Here is an 18,433-nt window from a genome sequence, read left to right as displayed (position 1 = left end):
CTCACTTTTATTTAATTGTTTTTGATGTTTAGGTCTTGATAATTTCGTTCCCTCCTGCTCGGTTAAATTATTTTTCTGAATTCCTCGGTGAGAAGGGGAACGATTTCGAACAGGTCACCGACGATGCCATAGTCCGCCACTTTAAAAATCGGGGCTTCCGGATCTTTGTTAATCGCGATGATAACTCGGGACTGGCTCATACCGGCCAAATGCTGGATCGCTCCGCTGATGCCGCAGGCGATATAAATCTCAGGAGTGACGACCTTGCCGGTCTGCCCGATCTGCAGAGAGTAGTCGCAGTAGCCGGCATCGCAGGCTCCACGGGAAGCGCCCACCGCACCGTTTAACAGAGCCGCCAGCTCTTCCAGCGGTTTGAAGCCTTCGGCGCTTTTTACGCCCCGCCCGCCGGAAACGATGATTTTGGCTTCGGAGAGGTCGATTTTTCCGGAGGTCTTCTTGACGACTTCTTTGACGACGGAGCGGAGGGTAGGGGAGGGATAAGCGACTTCTATGATGTTGCCCTGCCGGCTGGCGTCGGGCTGGTTCAAAGGCTCGGTCGAAGGCTGGGTCAATGGCTGGGTCAAAGGAAAATTGTTAGGGCGAATAGTGACGACCCATGGACCAGAGGCAAATGTTCTATGTTCGAACGCTTTCCCTGCGTAAATCGGGCGGGAAAAGCGCACCTCTCCGCCGGTGTTTTCCAATGCGATTACGTCCGAAATTTGTCCGGCTTTCAAGGATGCTGCCGCCATAGGAGCCAAATCGCGGCCAATCGCGGTATGCCCGAAGAAGAGGGCATCCGGTTTCACCTGCTCTATGACAACAGATAAAGAAGAGAAATACGCTTCCGGGTTATAGGACGTGAGCTCTTCATGATCAACGACGTATACGCTTTCAACGCCGTAGGCAGACAGCTCATCCGCCAAAGCAGCGACCCCGCTGCCGATCAGCGCGGCTGCGATGCTGTCCCCAGGCTGAGAGCACTGTCTTGCGGCGCTGACGGTTTCAAAGGACACTTGGCGCAGTCCGCCTCCACGGCTTTCTGCGAAGACGAGAAATGTTCTGCTCATATGGGTGCCTCCCTCGGGAATAGTATAAGGCAAGAAACGGCTCGAATTTAGATGACTTTAGCTTCCTGGCGAAGAAGGCGGACGAGTTCCAGCGCCTGGGCCCCCGGCTCGCCTTTCAGCACCTTGCCGGCATTGCGCCGGGGCGGGAGGGTGATCTCCTGCCTCACTGTTTTGGCTTCCAGGGAATAGGCATCGATGTGCAGGTCATCCAAAGTCAGCTGCCGGAAGGGCTTCTTTTTGGCTTTCATAATGCCCTGCAGGGAAGGATAGCGTGGTTCATTAAGCCCTTGCTGGGCGGTAAAGAGAGCCGGCAGGGACGTTTCCACCACTTCGACGTCGCCTTCCGCGTCTCTGTGGGCAAGCGCTTTGCCATCCGTGAGTTCGAGCTTGGTAATCGAGCCGACGTGCGGAAGATCCAGCAGGGAAGCCACCCGTACGGCCACCTGGCCTGCCCCTTGGTCAACGGAGAAGTTACCGCCAAGGATCAGGTCGACGTTTTGGCTGGATAAAAAGGCAGCTAAAGCTTGCGACACGACGAATTCCTCTGCAGGAATCCGATCGTCCGAGATCAGGACCGCTTCGTCCGCCCCCATCGCGAGTGCGGTCCGCAGCGCTTCAGCCGAGCGGCCCGGCCCTGTGGATACAACCGTAACCTTGCCTCCCAGCTCGTCGCGGATCCGGATCGCCTCCTCCACCGCATACTCGTCGTAAGGGTTAATAATAAACTTCACTCCTTCTTCGGAAACAGCCCCGTTCTCAAGAACGATTTTTTCCTCAGTGTCAAAGGTTTGCTTTAACAGCACATAAATGTCCATATTCTAAGCCCCTTTCTTGAAGATCACGATTGTAAGCCCTGCAAAAAAAACTTCAATGTGCCATCCACCTGGCCTGTGAGCGAATATTTCCTTCCGGAAATGAGCCAGGAGGTCACGACCTCATCCATAGCCCCGAAAAGCAGAAGCCGGACGAGCTTCACATCCAGATCCGGGCGGAAGACTCCCTGATCCATCCCACGGCGCAGCAAATCTTCAATCAGTAATATATATGGCTTCAGCCCGTCACCTATTTCCTTTCTTAATTCCAGGGAGCTCTGCCTGAGCTCAATTTGCGTTACATAGGCCAGATCGACGTTGTTTTCCAGCATGGTGTAATGGATTTCGCAGACGCTGCGCAGCGCATCCTTGACATCGTTCGTATCCTTAAGGCGCTGGTGAAACTTGTCTACCATCTCTCCGAGCTTCTCGCGGAACAGGGAGATGAGGATATCCTCCTTTCTTTTGAAATAAAGATAAATGGTTCCGTCGGCGACCCCTGAAGCACGGGCGATTTTGGAAACTTGAGATCCGTGGTATCCGTGCTCTGCGAAAACTTTAAGAGCGCCTTCGAGGATTTGGTAATATTTTTCATTTTTTTTACTTGTCATGGCGCCACCCCGGTGGTAAGATATAACTAAATGGTGAATGAATACTCATTCATTTTATGAATTTATCATAAGTCAGATGCCCGTTAATGTCAATGACAAACCTGACAAGCGAGAGACACTTTAAGGAGGGGATTTGACAAGCGCTGGACACGTGGAAACGCTTTACGAGGCTTGGCCGTTGGGATGAATTCGATTTTTGTCGAATAGGATGAAGTAGAATCCGTTCCATATCAGCTAAGTTTAATTTTATGCAAGAAATGTAAGCGCTTAAAAAAAACTGGGTATTATTTTACAAGGACCGGAGTGGTGCGGATGATTGGGTCATTGGTCCAGGTGACCGCTTTTCTTGCAGTGACAGGGCTGTTCCTATATATGTTTGCAAAAGTAGTCTACCACCGTTTTCTGTACCTGAAGCTGGGGCAGCCTGTGGAGTTGGAGAAGCAGTTGAAGGAGCGGCTCACCGCCTTCCTAGTGCAAACATTCGGGCACACGAAGCTGTTAAAAGACCGCCGAAGCGGTGTGATGCATCTTGCCGTCTTTTACGGATTCATTATTCTCCAGTTCGGGGCTTTGGATATTATCTTGAAAGGGCTGATCGGCAGAGGTTTGCCCATTCCGGGTTACGCGGCGTTCGGACTGATGCAGGAGGTTACGGTGCTTGCCGTGCTTCTGGCTATCGGATATGCGGCGTACAGGCGGTACGTTGAAAATCTGAAGCGGTTGAACAAAGGCTGGAAGCCGGGCATCGTCGTATTTTTCATCTTCTTCCTCATGCTTTCGGTTGTGCTCACGCTGGGATTCGAACGGATGCGCGAAGGGCTGCCGGCCTCCGGCTATGCTCCGGTCTCCTCTTTGATTGCCGGGGCGCTCGGCGGTTTGAGCCATTCGCAGGCTGAGGCCAGATTTTACATTTTCTGGTGGGCGCACCTGCTGATTCTTCTGTCTTTTCTGGTATATGTACCGCAGTCGAAGCATTTTCACATCCTTACCGCGCCGGTCAATCTGTTGCTGCAAAGGACCGGCCCCGTCGGGCGGCTCAGAAAGCTTGATTTGGAGGATGAAAATGCGGAGTCGTTCGGTGTCTGCAGGATTGAGGATTTTACGCAAAAGCAGATGCTGGATTTTTATGCATGCGTTGAATGCGGACGATGTACGAATGTATGCCCAGCCGCGAATACCGGCAAGCTGCTGTCGCCGATGCACATGATTGTGAAACTTAGGGACCATCTAATGGAAAAAGGAGCCGCGATTACGTCCAGATCTCCGTGGATGCCGGCTTTGGCTTTCGCATACAGCGGCATCCACACCATGAAAGCAGACGAAGAGGGGATGGAGGCAGGCTGGCGCAGCGACTCGATAACGGATATTTCGTCAACGATGCAAGCCCAGAAAAACTCCTGGATGACATCGCAAAAATCCGTCATGGAAGTGGAGCTGGTCGGAGACGTGATGACGGAAGAGGAGATTTGGGCCTGCACGACCTGCCGCAACTGCGAAGACCAATGTCCGGTGGGCAATGAGCATGTGGATAAAATCGTCGATCTTCGCAGACAGCTTGTACTGATGCAGGGAAGTATGCCGCATGACGGGCAGAGGGCGATGCAGAATATCGAGCGCCAAGGCAATCCATGGGGGATGAGCCGGAACGACCGGAGCAAATGGGTGCAGGAGCTTGACGAGGACGGCGGACTGAAGGTATTTACCGTAAAGGAGAATCCGGATTTTGACTATTTATTCTTCGTCGGGTCGATGGGATCCTATGACAACCGCAGCCGCAAAATCACCCGTTCGTTCGTTCGTCTGCTGAATGAAGCGGCAGTCAATTTTGCCATCCTCGGGAACGAGGAGAAGAATTCGGGGGACACGCCGCGCCGTTTGGGCAACGAGTTCTTGTTCCAGCAGCTATGCGCCGAAAATATTGCCGCGTTCCAAAAGTACAACGTCAAGAAAATAGTGACGGCCTGCCCGCACACCTTCAACATATTAAAGAACGAATACCCTGAATTCGGCCTGGAAGCGGAAGTGCTGCACCATTCGCAGCTTCTCGAATCTCTGGTCCGGGAGGGCAGGCTGAAGCCGGTTCATCCGTTGAAGGAGCGAATCACTTACCATGATTCCTGTTACTTGGGAAGGTACAACAACGTGTATGAACAGCCGCGTAATATCCTGCGGGCCGTGCCGGGCGTCGAGCTGGTGGAGATGGATCGCTCCCGTGAGAACGGAATGTGCTGCGGCGCCGGAGGCGGCATGATGTGGATGGAAGAGACAGCCGGCAAAAGAGTAAACGTGGCGCGCACGGAGCAGGCTCTTGCGGTGAAACCGACGATGATCTCCTCCGCCTGTCCATACTGCTTGATCATGCTGGAAGACGGTACGAAGGCCAAGGAAGTGGAGGAGCAGGTGAAAGCGAGAGATATCGCGGAGATTTTGGAGCAGGCGGTGTTTGGACTTCGGGTGCAGCCGGTGTATGAAGAAGAACAGCAGAAGGCGCGTTGAGGGAAGTGACAGTAAGGTGAAGCAGGGAAAAGCGTGTTGGATGGAGCGGGTGCCGGCGAAAGGAAGGTCAAAGGAAATCGATATGCTTTTGCAGGGGAAGAGGACTGGACAGCAGGCTGGTTGTACAAAGGAGATTAACGATTGAGGAGGGTATGAAATGGGGAGAACGGTTCGTAAAGCCGCGGTCATCGGCTCAGGGGTTATGGGCTCGGGCATCGCCGCTCATTTGGCCAACTCGGGAATCGACTGTCTGCTGCTCGATATTGTGCCGACAAGCTTGACACCGCAGGAGGAGCAGGCAGGGCTTCTGATGACGGATCCCAAAGTGAGGAACCGGCTGGCTGCCGGCGCATTGCAAAGGTTGGGCAAAACAAGTCCGGCTCCGCTGTACAGCGAAGCTTTTGCCTCAAGGATCACTCCCGGAAACCTGGAGGACGATTTGGCGAAGCTGTCCCAGGCGGATTGGATTATTGAAGCGGTGACAGAAAATCTCCAGGTAAAGAAAAATTTATTCAGCCGCATCGAAAACGTATGGAGGCCCGGCATCATCGTATCCTCGAACACCTCGGGGATCTCGATCAATGAAATGGCGGAGGACTGCAGCGAGGAGTTCAGGAGACATTTTATGGGGGCCCATTTCTTCAACCCGCCCCGCTATATGAAGCTGTTGGAAGTGGTCCCCGGCGAGAAGACGGCGCAAGAGCTTGTCACGTTCATGCAGGAGTTCGGCTCCCGCACATTAGGCAAAGGCGTCGTTATCGCCAAGGATACCCCGAATTTTATCGCGAACCGGATCGGTACTTACGGCTTGATGGTAACGCTGCGCGAGATGCTGGAAAAAGGGTATACGGTGGAAGAAGTGGATGCAGTCACTGGTCCGGCGATGGGGCGGCCGAAAAGCGCCACTTTCCGCACGCTGGATCTGGTGGGACTGGATACGTTCGTGCATGTCGCGCGAAATGTGTATGACCATTTGAAGGATGGGCAGGAGAAGGCTGTTTTTGAAATGCCGGCTGTCTTGAATGAAATGGTCGCTCAAGGATGGACCGGCGAAAAGATGGGCCAGGGATTCTACAAAAAAGTGAAAGGCGCCGAAGGAAGTGTCATTGAAGCGCTGAATCTGAACAGCAAGGAATATGCTCCTGCCCGAAAAGTGTCCTCGGCCTCCCTTGAAGCGGCGAAAGCCGCCAAAGGCGCCGCCCCGAGGCTGAAAGCGCTGCTGTCCACACCGGATAAATATTCAAGCCTGGCGTGGGACGTGCTCAAGCATGTGTTGATTTATTCGGCAGAGAAGCTCGGAGAAATCGCCGATACGATCGTGGACATCGACAATGCGATGAAGTGGGGGTTCAACTGGGATTTGGGGCCGTTCGAAACATGGGACGCTATCGGATTGAGCCGCTCCGTGAAGAGGATGGAGGAAGAGGGATTAACGGTTCCGGTGTGGGTGAAGGAATGGATTGAGCAAGGAAACGAAAGTTTCTATCAGCGGCGCGAAGGTGAGACCTTGTACTATTTAAGGAGTGAATATGCAAGCCTGGACGCTCCCGCTGAGCGCATTTCCCTGCAGGCTTTAAAGCAGCGCGGCAAAGTGATCCGTTCGAACACCGGAGCCAGTCTGGTGGAAATAGGAGACGGTGTGGCGTGCCTGGAATTTCATTCGCCGAACAACGCGATCGGGGCGGATATTTTGTCCATGATCAGCCAGAGCGTCGATGAAGCGGAGGCCAATTATAAAGGATTGGTGATCGCCAATGAAGGCAAAAACTTCTGCGTAGGCGCGAACCTGATGCTGCTGCTGATGGAAGCGCAGGACGGCGAGTGGGATGAAGTGGACAGCATCATCCGCCTGTTCCAGAATACGATGATGAAGCTCAAGTATTCGAACATCCCGGTGGTCGCGGCTCCGCACCAAATGACGCTGGGCGGAGGCGTGGAGGTGTGCATGGCGGCCGACGAGATCGTCTTCCCGGCCGAAACCTATTTCGGCCTGGTCGAGACGGGCGTGGGCCTCATCCCGGCCGGAGGCGGCTGCAAGGAGATGGCGCTCCGCGTCAGCCGCCGGGTCGGCGACACGGAGGCGGACCCGCAGCCGTACCTTAACCGCGTGTTCGAAACCATAGCCATGGCGAAGGTTTCGAGCAGCGGGCACGATACGCGGCGGCTGGGCTACATGCGGCCGCAGGACCGGGTGATCGCTAATGCCGATCACCGCGTTTTTGCAGCGAAGCAGGCCGTGCTTCGCCTGCATGCAGCCGGCTATGCCAAGCCGGCTGCGGAAAAGCTCCGCGCCGCCGGGGACACCGGCTGCGCGGTCATGCGCCTTGGCGCGTACACGCTGCGCCAAGGCGGTTACATCAGCGATCACGATCGTCTGATCGCTGATAAGCTCGCGCATGTGCTGGCAGGAGGCCAAGTTCCGGCGGGAACTTGGGTGACGGAGCAGCACATGCTCGAGCTCGAGCGCGAAGCGTTCCTCAGCTTATGCGGCGAGCCCAAAACCCAGCAGCGGATGTCCCACATGCTGAGCAAAGGCAAACCGCTTCGCAACTAGCGAAGCGCACACGCAAAGCTTGACCGTCGTCCGCACCCGAAGCTAGTGCCGTCGCCCGCACCCGCACAATGCGCGTTCTTCTTGACTGTCAAGCTTCAGAGGGTACCTATCGTGCCAATTTCCCATAGCCGTTGTTATTCAAAGCACAAACCGATAAAGAGGTGATCAGAGTGAGAGAAGCAGTCATAGTATCGGCGGCCCGTACCGCCGTCGGCCGCTCCGGAAAAGGCAGTCTGGCGCAAACCCGCGCCGAGGACATGGGCAGGACGGTGCTGAATGCGGTGATCGAACGGGCTCCAGGCGTTTCGAAGGAAGAAGTGGAGGATGTCATCATCGGCTGCGCGATGCCGGAAGGAGAGCAGGGGTTGAACTTCGCCCGCATCATGTCTCTCTATGCCGGTTTTCCGGATACGGTGCCCGCGTTGACCATTAATCGGTTTTGTTCGTCCGGGCTTCAAGCTATCGCTTTCGCAGCGGAACGGATCAAGCTTGGCGGAGCGGATGTGATGGTCGCGGGCGGAGTGGAAAGCATGAGCCATGTGCCGATGACCGGCTTCAAACCGGCGCCCCATCCACAGATTGTAGAGCAGATGCCGGAGATTTATATAAGCATGGGCCACACGGCCGAGAATGTCGCTTCCAGATTCGGCGTCTCCCGCAGCGACCAGGATCAATTCGCACTGAACAGCCACCGGAAGGCGGCGGCCGCGATTGCCGCAGGCAAATTCAAGGAGGAAATTGTACCCCTGAACACCGGCCTGAAGGGTATGGACGACAACGGCAAACCGTGGCAAAAAAAGTTTAGCTTCGACACGGACGAAGGCGTCCGGACCGATACGAGTTTAGAGGCGCTCGGCAAGCTGAAGCCGGCTTTTGCCTTGAATGGAACTGTCACCGCAGGCAATTCCTCCCAAACCAGCGACGGTGCCGCAGCGGCTCTGCTTATGAGCAAGGAGAGAGCGGAGACGCTGGGCCTGAGGCCGCTGGCAACCTTTCGTTCCTTTGCTTTGGCAGGCGTTGAGCCTGAAATTATGGGAGTCGGACCGATCAAGGCGATTCCAAAGGCTCTCGCAATGGCCGGGATTTCGCAGGAACAGGTAGATTTGTTTGAAATTAATGAAGCGTTCGCTTCTCAATGCCTGCACGTCATTCGCCGTCTGAATCTCGATGAAAGCAAGGTCAACGTCAACGGCGGAGCGATCGCTCTCGGCCATCCGCTCGGATGCACCGGCGCCAAACTGGCAGCGAGCCTGATCTACGAGCTGCGCCGCCGTGGCGGAGGGATAGGGGTCGTGTCCATGTGCATCGGCGGGGGCATGGGGGCCGCCGGTGTGTTCGAAGTTCACGCCGATTAACCGATTACTGGTTGCTGACCATGCCAACGCACTGGGCTCTGACCACCCGCCGTGCAGCGCCGCAACGCGCGCCGGGAGAGGCGCGCGTTGCGAAGGTAACCGGCTTCCAAGTGAAACCATTTCCAATCCAAGGAGAGATGAACGATGTCCGATAACCAGACCGCCCGGAAAATTGTTGGAGGAAGCTTCGTCATTGAGGAATTGCCCGCCCATTTCGTTACCGTTCCCGAAGATTTTACAGAAGAACAGCGCATGTTTGCCGACACTACCCGCGAATTCGTCGAAGGGGAAGTGCTCCCTCACGATGAGCAGCTGGAAAAGCTGGACTACGGGCTGACTGTGAAGCTGATGCGCAAAGCCGGTGATCTCGGCCTGCTGAGCTCCGATATACCGGAGGAATATGGCGGACTCGGCCTCGACAAGGTCAGCTCCACCATTATCAACGAAGGGTTGGCCAAAGCCTCCTCGTTCGCCCTGTCCATCGGCGCGCATGTCGGTATCGGAACGCTGCCCATCGTCTTCTTCGGTACGCAGGAGCAGAAGGAGAAATATTTGCCGGACCTGGCCACAGGCGCCAAAATCGCGGCCTACTGCCTGACCGAACCGACCTCCGGCTCAGACGCTTTGGGCGCCAAAACGACAGCCAGGCTGAGCGAAGACGGCAAACACTATGTACTGAACGGCTCCAAGCTGTATATCACCAACGCCGGTTTTGCCGACATTTTCATCGTTTACGCCAAAGTGGACGCCAAAGACTTTACTGCTTTTATCGTGGAAAAGGAAATGGAAGGCTTCACCCTTGGCCCGGAAGAGAAGAAGATGGGCATCAAGGGCTCCTCGACGCGTCCGCTCTTTTTTGAAGATGTAAAAGTGCCTGTCGAGAACCTGCTTGGCCAAATCGGCAAAGGCCATCTGATTGCCTTCAACATCCTGAACATCGGCCGTTATAAATTGGCAGCAGGCTGCCTTGGAGCCTGTAAAGAAGCAATCGAGCTGGCCTCCAAATACGCTAACACGCGAACTCAGTTCAATACTCCAATCTCACGCTTCCCGTTAATCGGCAAAAAGCTGGCCGAAATGAACATTACGACCTACGTCATGGAAAGCATGGTATACCGCACAGCAGGCCTGATCGACAGTATTTTGAAGGACATCGATTACAGCAGCCCGGATGCCGGCACGTATGCCGCTAAAGGAATTTCAGAGTATGCGCTGGAGTGTTCCATCAACAAGGTGTTCGCCACCGAAGGGCTGGATTTTATCGCCGACGAAGGCGTGCAAATTCACGGCGGCTACGGATTTATCCAGGAATACAAAATTGAACGGATTTACCGCGATTCCCGCATTAACCGGATTTTTGAAGGGACGAACGAGATCAACCGCCTGCTCATTCCAGGCACACTGCTCAAGAAAGCGATGAAGGGAGAACTGCCTTTGATGCAAAAAGCCCAGGCGCTGCAAGGCGAGCTGCTTATGCTCGTTCCCGGCCAATCCTTTGAAGGCACGCTTGAACAAGAGGCACATCTCCTCCAAATGGCCAAGAAAATCTTTCTGATGACAGGCGGCGCCGCCGTGCAAAAGTACGGTACCGGCCTCGACAAAGAACAGGAAATCCTGGCAGCCCTTGCCGACCAGATGATCGAAATCTACGCGATGGAAAGCGCCATGCTGCGCACACGCAAGCTGATCGACCGCTCTGGCGAAGTGAAGGCGCTAGGCGCGGTGGAAATGACGCAGGTTTACATTCACGAGGCGTTCAGCCGTATCGAGAATATTGCGAAAGAAGCTCTCTCCGCAATGGAATCCGGCGATATGCTCCGCACCCAATTGTCCATCTTGAAAAAACTAACCCGCAGCACCCCGGTGAATACGTTTGAGATCAAACGCCAAATTGCCGCACGCGTAATTCAGGAGGAAAAATATATCGTCTGACAGCCAATCAGAAACTTGCGGAAGGGATTGGTTTGGAATGGATTTCTCACGACCATGGCTGCGCCACTATCCGGAAGAGGTAGCTTCTTCCTATGAGTATCCGAGACACAATCTGGCCAAGTTTCTTATCAATTCGGCAAATAAGCTCCCGCACAATCCGGCTGTTTATTTTATGGGCAAAAAAATGAGCTACAGCCAGCTGCTTTCCGCTTCATACCGGTTTGCCAACGGACTGCTTGGATTAGGTATCACAAAGGGCGACAGGGTGGCGATCATGCTTCCCAACTGCCCCCAAGCCGTGATCGCCTACTTTGGAAGCTTGTTGATGGGCGCTGTGGTCGTTCAGACGAACCCGCTTTATATGGAAGGGGAGCTCAAGCAGCAGCTTGAGGATTCCGGTGCTGTCGCAATGGTCACCCTTGACGCATTGTGTCCCAGAGTCCTCAAGGTCCAGCCTCACACCTCGCTGCGTACTTTGATCATTACGTCCGTTCAGGACTATCTTCCTTTTCCCAAGAACTGGGTCAACACCTTAACGCAAAAGAAAGCCGGAATCGTGCCCAAAGTGGAGTATGGAAACGGGGTTCTTGCTTTTGCCAAGTTTCTGTCGGAAGCTTCGACAGCCCCGATCTGCGCAGAAGTGGTTGCGGAAAAGGACCTCGCCGTCCTGCAGTACACAGGAGGAACGACGGGCGTGTCCAAAGGAGTGATGCTCACGCATTACAATCTCACCGCCAATACTGTGCAGAACGCGCATTGGTCCTACAAAGGGCGGTTTGGCAAAGAACGATATTTAGCAGCGCTTCCATGTTTTCATGTTTTCGGGTTGACCGTATGCCTTCAGCAGTGCGTCTATAATGGGGGAATGCTCATTCTGATCCCCAGGTTCGAAGTGAAATCGGTTCTAAAGACAATCGACAAGCTGCGTCCCACTGTGTTTCCGGGAGCTCCGACGATGTATATCGCGTTAATCAACCATCCTGAGCTGGCGAGGCACGACCTGTCGTCCATCCGCATTTGCGTCAGCGGCTCCGCCCCGCTTCCTTTGGAGGTGCAGGAAAAGTTCGAAGCCATCACCGGCGGCCGGCTGATCGAAGGCTATGGCTTGACTGAGGCTTCCCCTGTCACTCATGCCAACAACATTTGGGAGTACCGCAAAATCGGCACCATCGGCATTCCTTTTCCTGGCACAGATGCCAAGATCGTTGATGCTGCTACCGGGAAACCTGTGGAAGCAGGGGAAATCGGCGAGCTTGCGGTTAAAGGGCCGCAGGTTATGGTGGGCTATTGGAACCGGCCGGAGGAAACGGAGAAGGTGCTCCAGGATGGCTGGCTGCTCACCGGAGATATGGCGCGGGTAGACGAGGAGGGCTTTTTTGCTATCGTGGACCGGAAGAAGGATATGATCATTAGCAGCGGCTACAACGTATATCCGAGAGAAATCGAGGAAGTTCTGTTCGAGCACCCGCTGATCCGTGAAGCGGCCGTAGCCGGCATCCCTGACGATTACCGGGGGGAGACGGTGAAGGCTTATATTGTGCTGAAAGACGATGCGAAGGTCACCGAGAAAGAGTTGGAAAGCTGGTGCAGAGAACGTCTCGCCGCCTATAAAATCCCCCGGAAGTACGAGTTCAGGGACAGCCTTCCCAAGACCATTGTCGGCAAAGTATTGCGCAGAAAATTGATGGAGGAAGAGCTGGAGCGCAGCAAGAATATCGGCTGATTGCAGGTCTTCTGGGGGATGCGTTGCCTTCCGGCCTTCTCCCGCGTACTGCTGCTTTACATTACATCTTTTATTTGATATACCTTAATGAGCCGGATACATTGCTGTACAGGAGAAGCCGGACAGGAGGAATGGAAAGTGGAGAATGGGATGGAGAGAGAACAATATATAAAGAAGCTGTCGGAAGCCGCCAAGCACACGTTCTGGGATTATCTCGGATGCAGTCTGGAGAGCCTGTCCGACAACAAGGTTGTAGTGACCTTGGACATAAAGCCCCACCATTTGAATCTGATGGGAATCGTTCATGGCGGAGTCACTTCTTCCCTGCTCGATAACGCGATGGGCATCGCCGTCATGGCGGCGCGCCCGAATGACCAATGCGTAACGACTAACTTGAACGTCCATTTTGTATCTCCATTGAAAAAAGGCCGTCTGACGGTGACCGCAGAAATTATCCACCAATCCCGCAAAATGATGACCACTTCAGGAACAGTAGCAGATGAAGAAGGCAGATTGGGCACTTTGGCAACGGGAACGTTCCGGGTGATCTCCTGAGTATGCTGGGAGCTATGCCTTTATACCAAAACGCTCACTTCTTTCGATGTGCATGCTGAACGGCAAATATGTCCTCTTCCCGGTTTTTGACGTGAGAAAAGCCGTTAATTGCCGGGCCCGCCTGATTTCAGATAATATCTGGATGGCTATTTAACCTGCTCTTCTTTCCGGTTATTGATCGCTTCCGCCATCGTCTTGTCGGTCAGGTGCGCATAGATCTGGGTCGTATCCGATGAAGCGTGGCCCAGCTGCTCCTGCGTTTTGTACAGGTCGTTCTGCAAATAATAGTCCGTGGCAAAAGAGTGCCGCAGCTTATGTACGCTTAAATAAGGCTTGCCGAACCGTTTGGCGTATTTGATGACCATTTCCTGGATCGCCCGTTTGGACATCATCCGGCCTTCCTTCTTGCCGTTCGGCACGGTCAGGAAGAGGGCTTTTTCCTTTTTTGGAGGTTTGTACGTCGTGTTGCGCAGCTCCAGATATCTCTGCAAATCTGTAAGCGCCTCTTGACGGAAGAATACTCTCGTTTTAAAGGAACCGTCGTTGTTTCCCTTGCGGTAAACGTACACGGTCCTTTTCTTCATATCCAAATCATCGACCGTCATATTTACAACCTCGGAAACCCGCAGACCGGAATGCAAAATAAGGCTGACGATACAGGCGTCGCGGTATTTATTCTGCTCAAATGCGTACAACGCCTGCTTGTTGTCGGCAATATCCGCTTCGTAGCCGGAACGGATATAGTCGATAAACTCGACGATTTCGGATTCCTGCAGAAGCTTGCCCTCCAGCTTGCTGGCCTGATCCTTCGCTTTGTTGGTCCGCTTGATTTCGACTTTGGCCATGACGTTTCTTTTGAGCAAAGGATAAAAGTTCTCGTCTTCCGCGATTTGGCTCAAATAATGGAACAGAGAACGAAGAGAGGAAAGCTTGCGGATGATGGTTACCTTGGCGTTTCCGTGATCTTTGCGCGTGGCCAGAAACGAGCGGAAGGAGTCCACATTTTCCATATGAAGGTTTTCCAGATCCGTCAGTTCTATCTCTCTTATCGAGCTTCCGTGAGCTAGCCCTTCGGCCAACAGCCAGGAGAAAAAAGTCTCATAATCTCTTGCATATTCGAGCAGCGTGGAGGGGGACAGGTCCGGCAGCTTATGATGGATAAAGCGGTCCACATACCATGGCATATGAAGCAGCTTTTTGTCCAGTTCCTGGCGGTCTTTTACTTTCTGAATGTTCACAGCGCACCTCCTCCTGCCTATTGTAGCACAAAGCATAATGGGCATCTATGGAAGGAGTAAGGCGTTTAATCCCGATCAAAAAAGGGTAATGATGAATGATATTGGATCATTTTAGGGAATTCTATGTAAGCGGGTTCACCTAAAATCCCAAAATATCAGGAGGTAATGCTATGCCACAAACACCTTTCGACCCGTTCAGGCATCTGGACCATTGGAGAAGGGACGTAGACAAGTTTTTCTCGGGCTTCGGTTTCCAGTCGGAATTCGGTTCTCCCCGTGTGGATGTGCATGAGACGGAGAATGAAGTCGTTGCCACGTGCGAGCTGCCCGGATTGGACAAGAAGGAGGATGTCCATATCCATGTAGATGACAATATGCTGACGATTCACGGCAGCATTAACCGCAGCACCGATGTGAAGGACGAGCAGATGCACCGCAGGGAAAGGTCGTACGGCCGCTTCCAGCGGACTCTTGCTCTGCCGCATAAGGTGGAAGCGCAGGGAACGAAAGCCGTATACAAGAACGGCATCCTTGAAGTCATCATGCTAAAGTCGAACCATGAAAGCCACAAACGGATTGACGTTGATTTCCAGTAAGCCGGGCTTCCCCGCAACCGCGGGGCTAACCCGGCCCGCCACTACCGACCACGCAGAATGAATAAGCTGCCGAGGAGTGATGAATTTTGAATATTGCCATCCGTTCCAAGAACGTTGAGCTGACTTCCCCGATCAAGGAATACATTGAGTCCAAAATCGGCAAGCTGCAAAAATATTATGACGAGCTCGCAGACGCTGAGGCACAGGTGCTCGTTTCCGTCAAAAAAGAAGACCAGAAGATAGAAGTCACCATCCCGTTAAAACAGTTGTTTATCCGCGCGGAGATTACGAGCAACGATATCTATTCATCCGTCGATCTTGTACAAGAGAAGCTGCAGCGACAGCTCCGCAAATTCAGGACGAAACTCTATAAGAAGAACCGCAAGCAAGGCCTCGAGGAGACGCCAAAGATGCTGGCAACGGAAGCTCCGGCGGAGGAGGAAGAGGAGACGCTCGTGATCGAACGGACCAAATCTTTTGACCTCACTCCGATGGATGATGAAGAAGCGATACTGCAGATGAATCTATTGGGCCATCATTTCTTTTTGTATCTGGATGAAAAATCGATGCGGACCAGTGTGGTGTACAAACGCTCGGACGGAAGCTACGGTAAAATTCTGGCCAGCTGATTCCGCCCGCCGTAGATGAGAAGGACTTTCCTGTAAGCGGGATTTGTTAGCCGTCTGCTTACGGGCAGGTCCTTTTTTTCGGCTAGAAAGGAGATTGTTGAAAATAGGCGCCCGCTCTCTATGAAATACTTGGAAGAGCCGATATACTATATGAAAATAGTATTGGAGGTGGATTGATGTTAAGAAAGTATCCGGTCAGGAAGGATCCCAGAGACCTGAGGGACATGCAATTTATGAGCTCGGTGTATGCGTCTCCGGCAAGCCTTCCCCCGTCTGTCGACCTGCGGAGCAAGATGTCGCCGGTTGTGGACCAGGGGCAGCTCGGAAGCTGTACGGCCAACGCGATAGTCAGCGGATTGAGAGAGTATTTGATGTTGCAGCATGGCGGGACCTATACTCCCTTATCCAGACTGTATTTATACTGGCATGAGCGGCAGCTGGAGGGAAATGTGAACGAGGATGCCGGAGCCTATATCCGGGACGGTATGAAAGTGCTGCAAAAGAATGGGGTATGCCCTGAGGCCGATTATCCGTATGTTCCTTCCCATTTCCGGGAGGCTCCAACCCCGCAGGCCGAGAGCGGCGCGCACTTTTTTCTGATTGGCGAATATCACCGTGTTGCCGACCTGTACGCGCTCAAAGCGGCGCTAGCCGAGCAGCAGCCTGTAGTCATCGGCATGCAGATCTATGAAAGCTTCGAATCCGAGGAGGTTGCCCGCACCGGACGGGTGCCTGTCCCCAAGAAGTCCAGGGAGCGGATTTTGGGAGGACATGCGATGCTGGCAGTCGGCTACAAGGACCGGACCTCCTCCACGCCCGGCCAAGGAGTGGTCATAGTCCGCAACAGTTGGGGAGAGGGCTGGGGAGACGAAGGCTACTGTTATATTCCTTATAAAATGTTCCAGGATGCCGCATTCATGCTGGATATGTGGACGGGCAAATAGTATGGGATTCTACAGATTTTTTGAGAATTATTAGATAAATCACAGACATAGGGTGTTTTAAAAGGGAATAATTGGTTTATATAGTAAATAGCAGTATTTCAAAATGAGGTGATTATTAATGAATAATCGTACTTTGTTGGAGAATATCGAGTTTACTAGAAACCAATTATTGAGTCTTTTTGATCAAAAGAAAAGCTTGCTTGATCCTACGGTGATTAATATAAGTCAGGAGCTCGACAAATTGATTGTGCAATACCAACAAGCGGTGTGATATCTTGGCTGCTGTGTGATTGATTCATTGATGTCAGTGAAAAAAGGATGATTGAGACAGCTCCCGGGAGTGCTCTCAATTATCCTTTTTTTAATTTTAGCGGGCCGGACCGACAAAAGAATTGCGCCCCGCACCTAGTCCGACAAAGAGAAGGATGACACTGACGAGTACGAGTGTCGTCAAAGGAACAGACCAGGCATGGGTCAAATCGTGAAGAAACCCGAATAACATTGGTCCGAAGGCCGCGAGCAGATAACCGACCGACTGGGCCATGCCCGATAATTCTGCCGCTTGACGGGCGTTGTGCGTCCGCAGTCCGAAAAATGTGAGTGCGAGGCTGATGCTTGATCCCCCGGCAATTCCGATACATACAATCCACAACCAGGATAACGCGGTTCCCCCGCTTAGCAGCCCGATATATCCAATGAGGTAAAAAGCGATCGTAATCACGACAATTCCTCTCTGGCTTGGCCGGCGGCTCGCTATAATAGGAACGATGAAGGAAAGAGGGAGACTGACGAACTGAAGCAAGGACAGCATCCAACCGGCCGATTCGACGCTCATTCCTTTTTCATGCAAAATTTCCGGAAGCCAGGCGGCAACGATGTAGAACAGCAAAGACTGCAGCCCCATAAAAAGAGTAACCTGCCAGGCAAGGGGGGAACGCCAGACGGACCCTCGCCCTTTTGGCATTTCCGCGACATGATGATATCTCAGCTGCGGCAGCCAGAAGAGCAGAGCCAATGCCGCAAGCACGGCCCAGCTTCCAAGCGACCAGCGCCAGCCAAGACCGGCTCCGACGGAAAGCGGGATGCTGATGCCTGAGGCGAGCGCGGCAAAAATATTCATCGACACGGAGTAGGCTCCGGTCAATATTCCGACATGAGCCGGGAAATCGCGTTTAAGCAGACCCGGCAGCAGTACATTGCCCACCGCAATGGCCAGACCTATCCCGAGTGTTCCCAGGAAAAGCGCCGGCAGAGAAGGGGTAGAACGTATAGCAATCGCCACCGTAAGTACAATGAGGCTGATGAGCAGGGTGTATTCCATCCCGATCCGTCGGGCTATTCTGGGCGCGAGCGGAGAAAGGAAGGCAAAAGCAAGCAGCGGCAAAGTGGTAAGCATGCCCGTTAATGTATTGGATAAGCCAGTGTTGGAGCGGATCATCCCGACCAAAGGTCCCAAGCCCGTTATGGCTGCGCGGAGATTTGCCGCAATAAGCATAATTCCTATGATAAGCATAATATTCCCTGTCCGGGACCGGGTAAGTTTAGGTTCCACTCTGTTATTGATCATTGAGGCATACATCCGCTTTCTATGTTGTTTTGTTGGTATAATATACTGATTTTTTTGCATGAAAATAATAATAGAATATATCTTCTGGCAAGGCAAATTATATACTATAATACGCACCGCTTACGAAGCGGCCTATGAGGCTCTGGCAGGCAACGCGCTGTTTTACTACAATCCCAAAATTTCCACCTCCAAGTGGGTTCAAAGCCGGACGAAAACGGTTAAGATCGGCAATCATATTTTCGCAAAATAAATCCTCGAGAAAATACGCGGCCGTCACGACTTTTACATAGGTTCCTATTTAATTCGGTGCTTTGTGTCGATCAATCGATGCGCAAAGGCCGATTTTTTTGT

16 protein-coding genes are annotated in these 18,433 nt (G+C 53.0%); 11 read left to right on the top strand and 5 right to left on the bottom strand.

All coding sequences use genetic code 11. The features are described from left to right. Nucleotides 1-62 precede the first annotated feature (62 nt). The 3 genes from ACZ5N7_RS05730 to ACZ5N7_RS05720 are packed head-to-tail and all read right to left on the bottom strand — an operon-like array spanning nucleotide 63 to nucleotide 2,493. On the bottom strand, nucleotides 63-1,070 hold the full coding sequence (locus ACZ5N7_RS05730; protein ID WP_464658160.1) for an electron transfer flavoprotein subunit alpha/FixB family protein: 1,008 nt from the start codon (nucleotides 1,068-1,070) through the stop codon (nucleotides 63-65). A gap of 47 nt (nucleotides 1,071-1,117) precedes the next feature. Further along, nucleotides 1,118-1,885 (bottom strand): electron transfer flavoprotein subunit beta/FixA family protein, encoded by a 768-nt coding sequence (locus ACZ5N7_RS05725; RefSeq protein ID WP_464658159.1) that lies wholly within the window; start codon nucleotides 1,883-1,885, stop codon nucleotides 1,118-1,120. 23 nt (nucleotides 1,886-1,908) lie between these two features. Continuing rightward, the gene (locus ACZ5N7_RS05720; RefSeq protein ID WP_464658158.1) at nucleotides 1,909-2,493 is read right to left on the bottom strand and encodes a TetR/AcrR family transcriptional regulator; all 585 of its coding nucleotides are present in this window, start codon (nucleotides 2,491-2,493) and stop codon (nucleotides 1,909-1,911) included. 312 nt (nucleotides 2,494-2,805) lie between these two features. Between ACZ5N7_RS05720 and ACZ5N7_RS05715 the strand changes: the two genes are divergently transcribed. The 6 genes from ACZ5N7_RS05715 (at nucleotide 2,806) to ACZ5N7_RS05690 (ending at nucleotide 13,108) form a co-directional block, all read left to right on the top strand. Beyond that, on the top strand, nucleotides 2,806-4,989 hold the full coding sequence (locus ACZ5N7_RS05715) for a (Fe-S)-binding protein (RefSeq protein ID WP_464658157.1): 2,184 nt from the start codon (nucleotides 2,806-2,808) through the stop codon (nucleotides 4,987-4,989). 157 nt (nucleotides 4,990-5,146) lie between these two features. Then, a complete protein-coding gene (locus tag ACZ5N7_RS05710) occupies nucleotides 5,147-7,543 on the top strand; it encodes a 3-hydroxyacyl-CoA dehydrogenase NAD-binding domain-containing protein (protein ID WP_464658156.1) in 2,397 nt (798 codons plus the stop codon). A gap of 170 nt (nucleotides 7,544-7,713) precedes the next feature. Next, complete coding sequence (locus ACZ5N7_RS05705) at nucleotides 7,714-8,898, top strand: acetyl-CoA C-acyltransferase (RefSeq protein ID WP_464658155.1); 1,185 nt, start codon at nucleotides 7,714-7,716, stop codon at nucleotides 8,896-8,898. A 144-nt stretch (nucleotides 8,899-9,042) separates the two neighbouring features. Then, nucleotides 9,043-10,830 carry an acyl-CoA dehydrogenase family protein gene (locus ACZ5N7_RS05700; RefSeq protein ID WP_464658154.1) on the top strand — a complete coding sequence of 596 codons (1,788 nt, stop codon included), beginning with the start codon at nucleotides 9,043-9,045 and terminating at the stop codon, nucleotides 10,828-10,830. A gap of 37 nt (nucleotides 10,831-10,867) precedes the next feature. Further along, complete coding sequence (locus ACZ5N7_RS05695; protein WP_464658153.1) at nucleotides 10,868-12,553, top strand: long-chain-fatty-acid--CoA ligase; 1,686 nt, start codon at nucleotides 10,868-10,870, stop codon at nucleotides 12,551-12,553. A gap of 150 nt (nucleotides 12,554-12,703) precedes the next feature. After that, nucleotides 12,704-13,108 (top strand): PaaI family thioesterase, encoded by a 405-nt coding sequence (locus ACZ5N7_RS05690; protein ID WP_464659157.1) that lies wholly within the window; start codon nucleotides 12,704-12,706, stop codon nucleotides 13,106-13,108. 146 nt (nucleotides 13,109-13,254) lie between these two features. Here the strand turns inward: ACZ5N7_RS05690 and xerS are convergent, their stop codons facing one another. Then, nucleotides 13,255-14,346 carry a tyrosine recombinase XerS gene (gene xerS, locus ACZ5N7_RS05685; RefSeq protein ID WP_464658152.1) on the bottom strand — a complete coding sequence of 364 codons (1,092 nt, stop codon included), beginning with the start codon at nucleotides 14,344-14,346 and terminating at the stop codon, nucleotides 13,255-13,257. 170 nt (nucleotides 14,347-14,516) lie between these two features. Between xerS and ACZ5N7_RS05680 the strand changes: the two genes are divergently transcribed. The 4 genes from ACZ5N7_RS05680 to ACZ5N7_RS05665 all read left to right on the top strand — a co-directional run bounded on the left by ACZ5N7_RS05680 (nucleotide 14,517) and on the right by ACZ5N7_RS05665 (nucleotide 16,786). Then, on the top strand, nucleotides 14,517-14,942 hold the full coding sequence (locus ACZ5N7_RS05680; protein WP_464658151.1) for an Hsp20/alpha crystallin family protein: 426 nt from the start codon (nucleotides 14,517-14,519) through the stop codon (nucleotides 14,940-14,942). 86 nt (nucleotides 14,943-15,028) lie between these two features. After that, nucleotides 15,029-15,571 (top strand): ribosome hibernation-promoting factor, HPF/YfiA family, encoded by a 543-nt coding sequence (gene hpf, locus ACZ5N7_RS05675; protein WP_464658150.1) that lies wholly within the window; start codon nucleotides 15,029-15,031, stop codon nucleotides 15,569-15,571. A 176-nt stretch (nucleotides 15,572-15,747) separates the two neighbouring features. Further along, nucleotides 15,748-16,515, top strand: a complete 768-nt coding sequence (locus ACZ5N7_RS05670; protein WP_464658149.1) for a C1 family peptidase — start codon at nucleotides 15,748-15,750, stop codon at nucleotides 16,513-16,515. Nucleotides 16,516-16,633: 118 nt separating this feature from the next. Beyond that, nucleotides 16,634-16,786 (top strand): Spo0E family sporulation regulatory protein-aspartic acid phosphatase, encoded by a 153-nt coding sequence (locus ACZ5N7_RS05665; RefSeq protein WP_464658148.1) that lies wholly within the window; start codon nucleotides 16,634-16,636, stop codon nucleotides 16,784-16,786. Between the two features lie 96 nt (nucleotides 16,787-16,882). On the opposite strand, the gene ACZ5N7_RS05660 is transcribed toward ACZ5N7_RS05665, so the two are convergent. Further along, on the bottom strand, nucleotides 16,883-18,082 hold the full coding sequence (locus tag ACZ5N7_RS05660) for a CynX/NimT family MFS transporter (RefSeq protein ID WP_464658147.1): 1,200 nt from the start codon (nucleotides 18,080-18,082) through the stop codon (nucleotides 16,883-16,885). Nucleotides 18,083-18,140: 58 nt separating this feature from the next. On the opposite strand from ACZ5N7_RS05660, the gene ACZ5N7_RS05655 reads away from it, so the two are divergent. Further along, nucleotides 18,141-18,332: a cell wall hydrolase gene (locus ACZ5N7_RS05655; RefSeq protein WP_464658146.1), complete on the top strand. Its 192-nt coding sequence runs from the start codon at nucleotides 18,141-18,143 to the stop codon at nucleotides 18,330-18,332. Nucleotides 18,333-18,433 lie beyond the last annotated feature (101 nt).

The organism is Paenibacillus sp. JCM 18996 (assembly GCF_055392555.1).
This window is presented reverse-complemented; position numbering and strand designations above follow the sequence as displayed.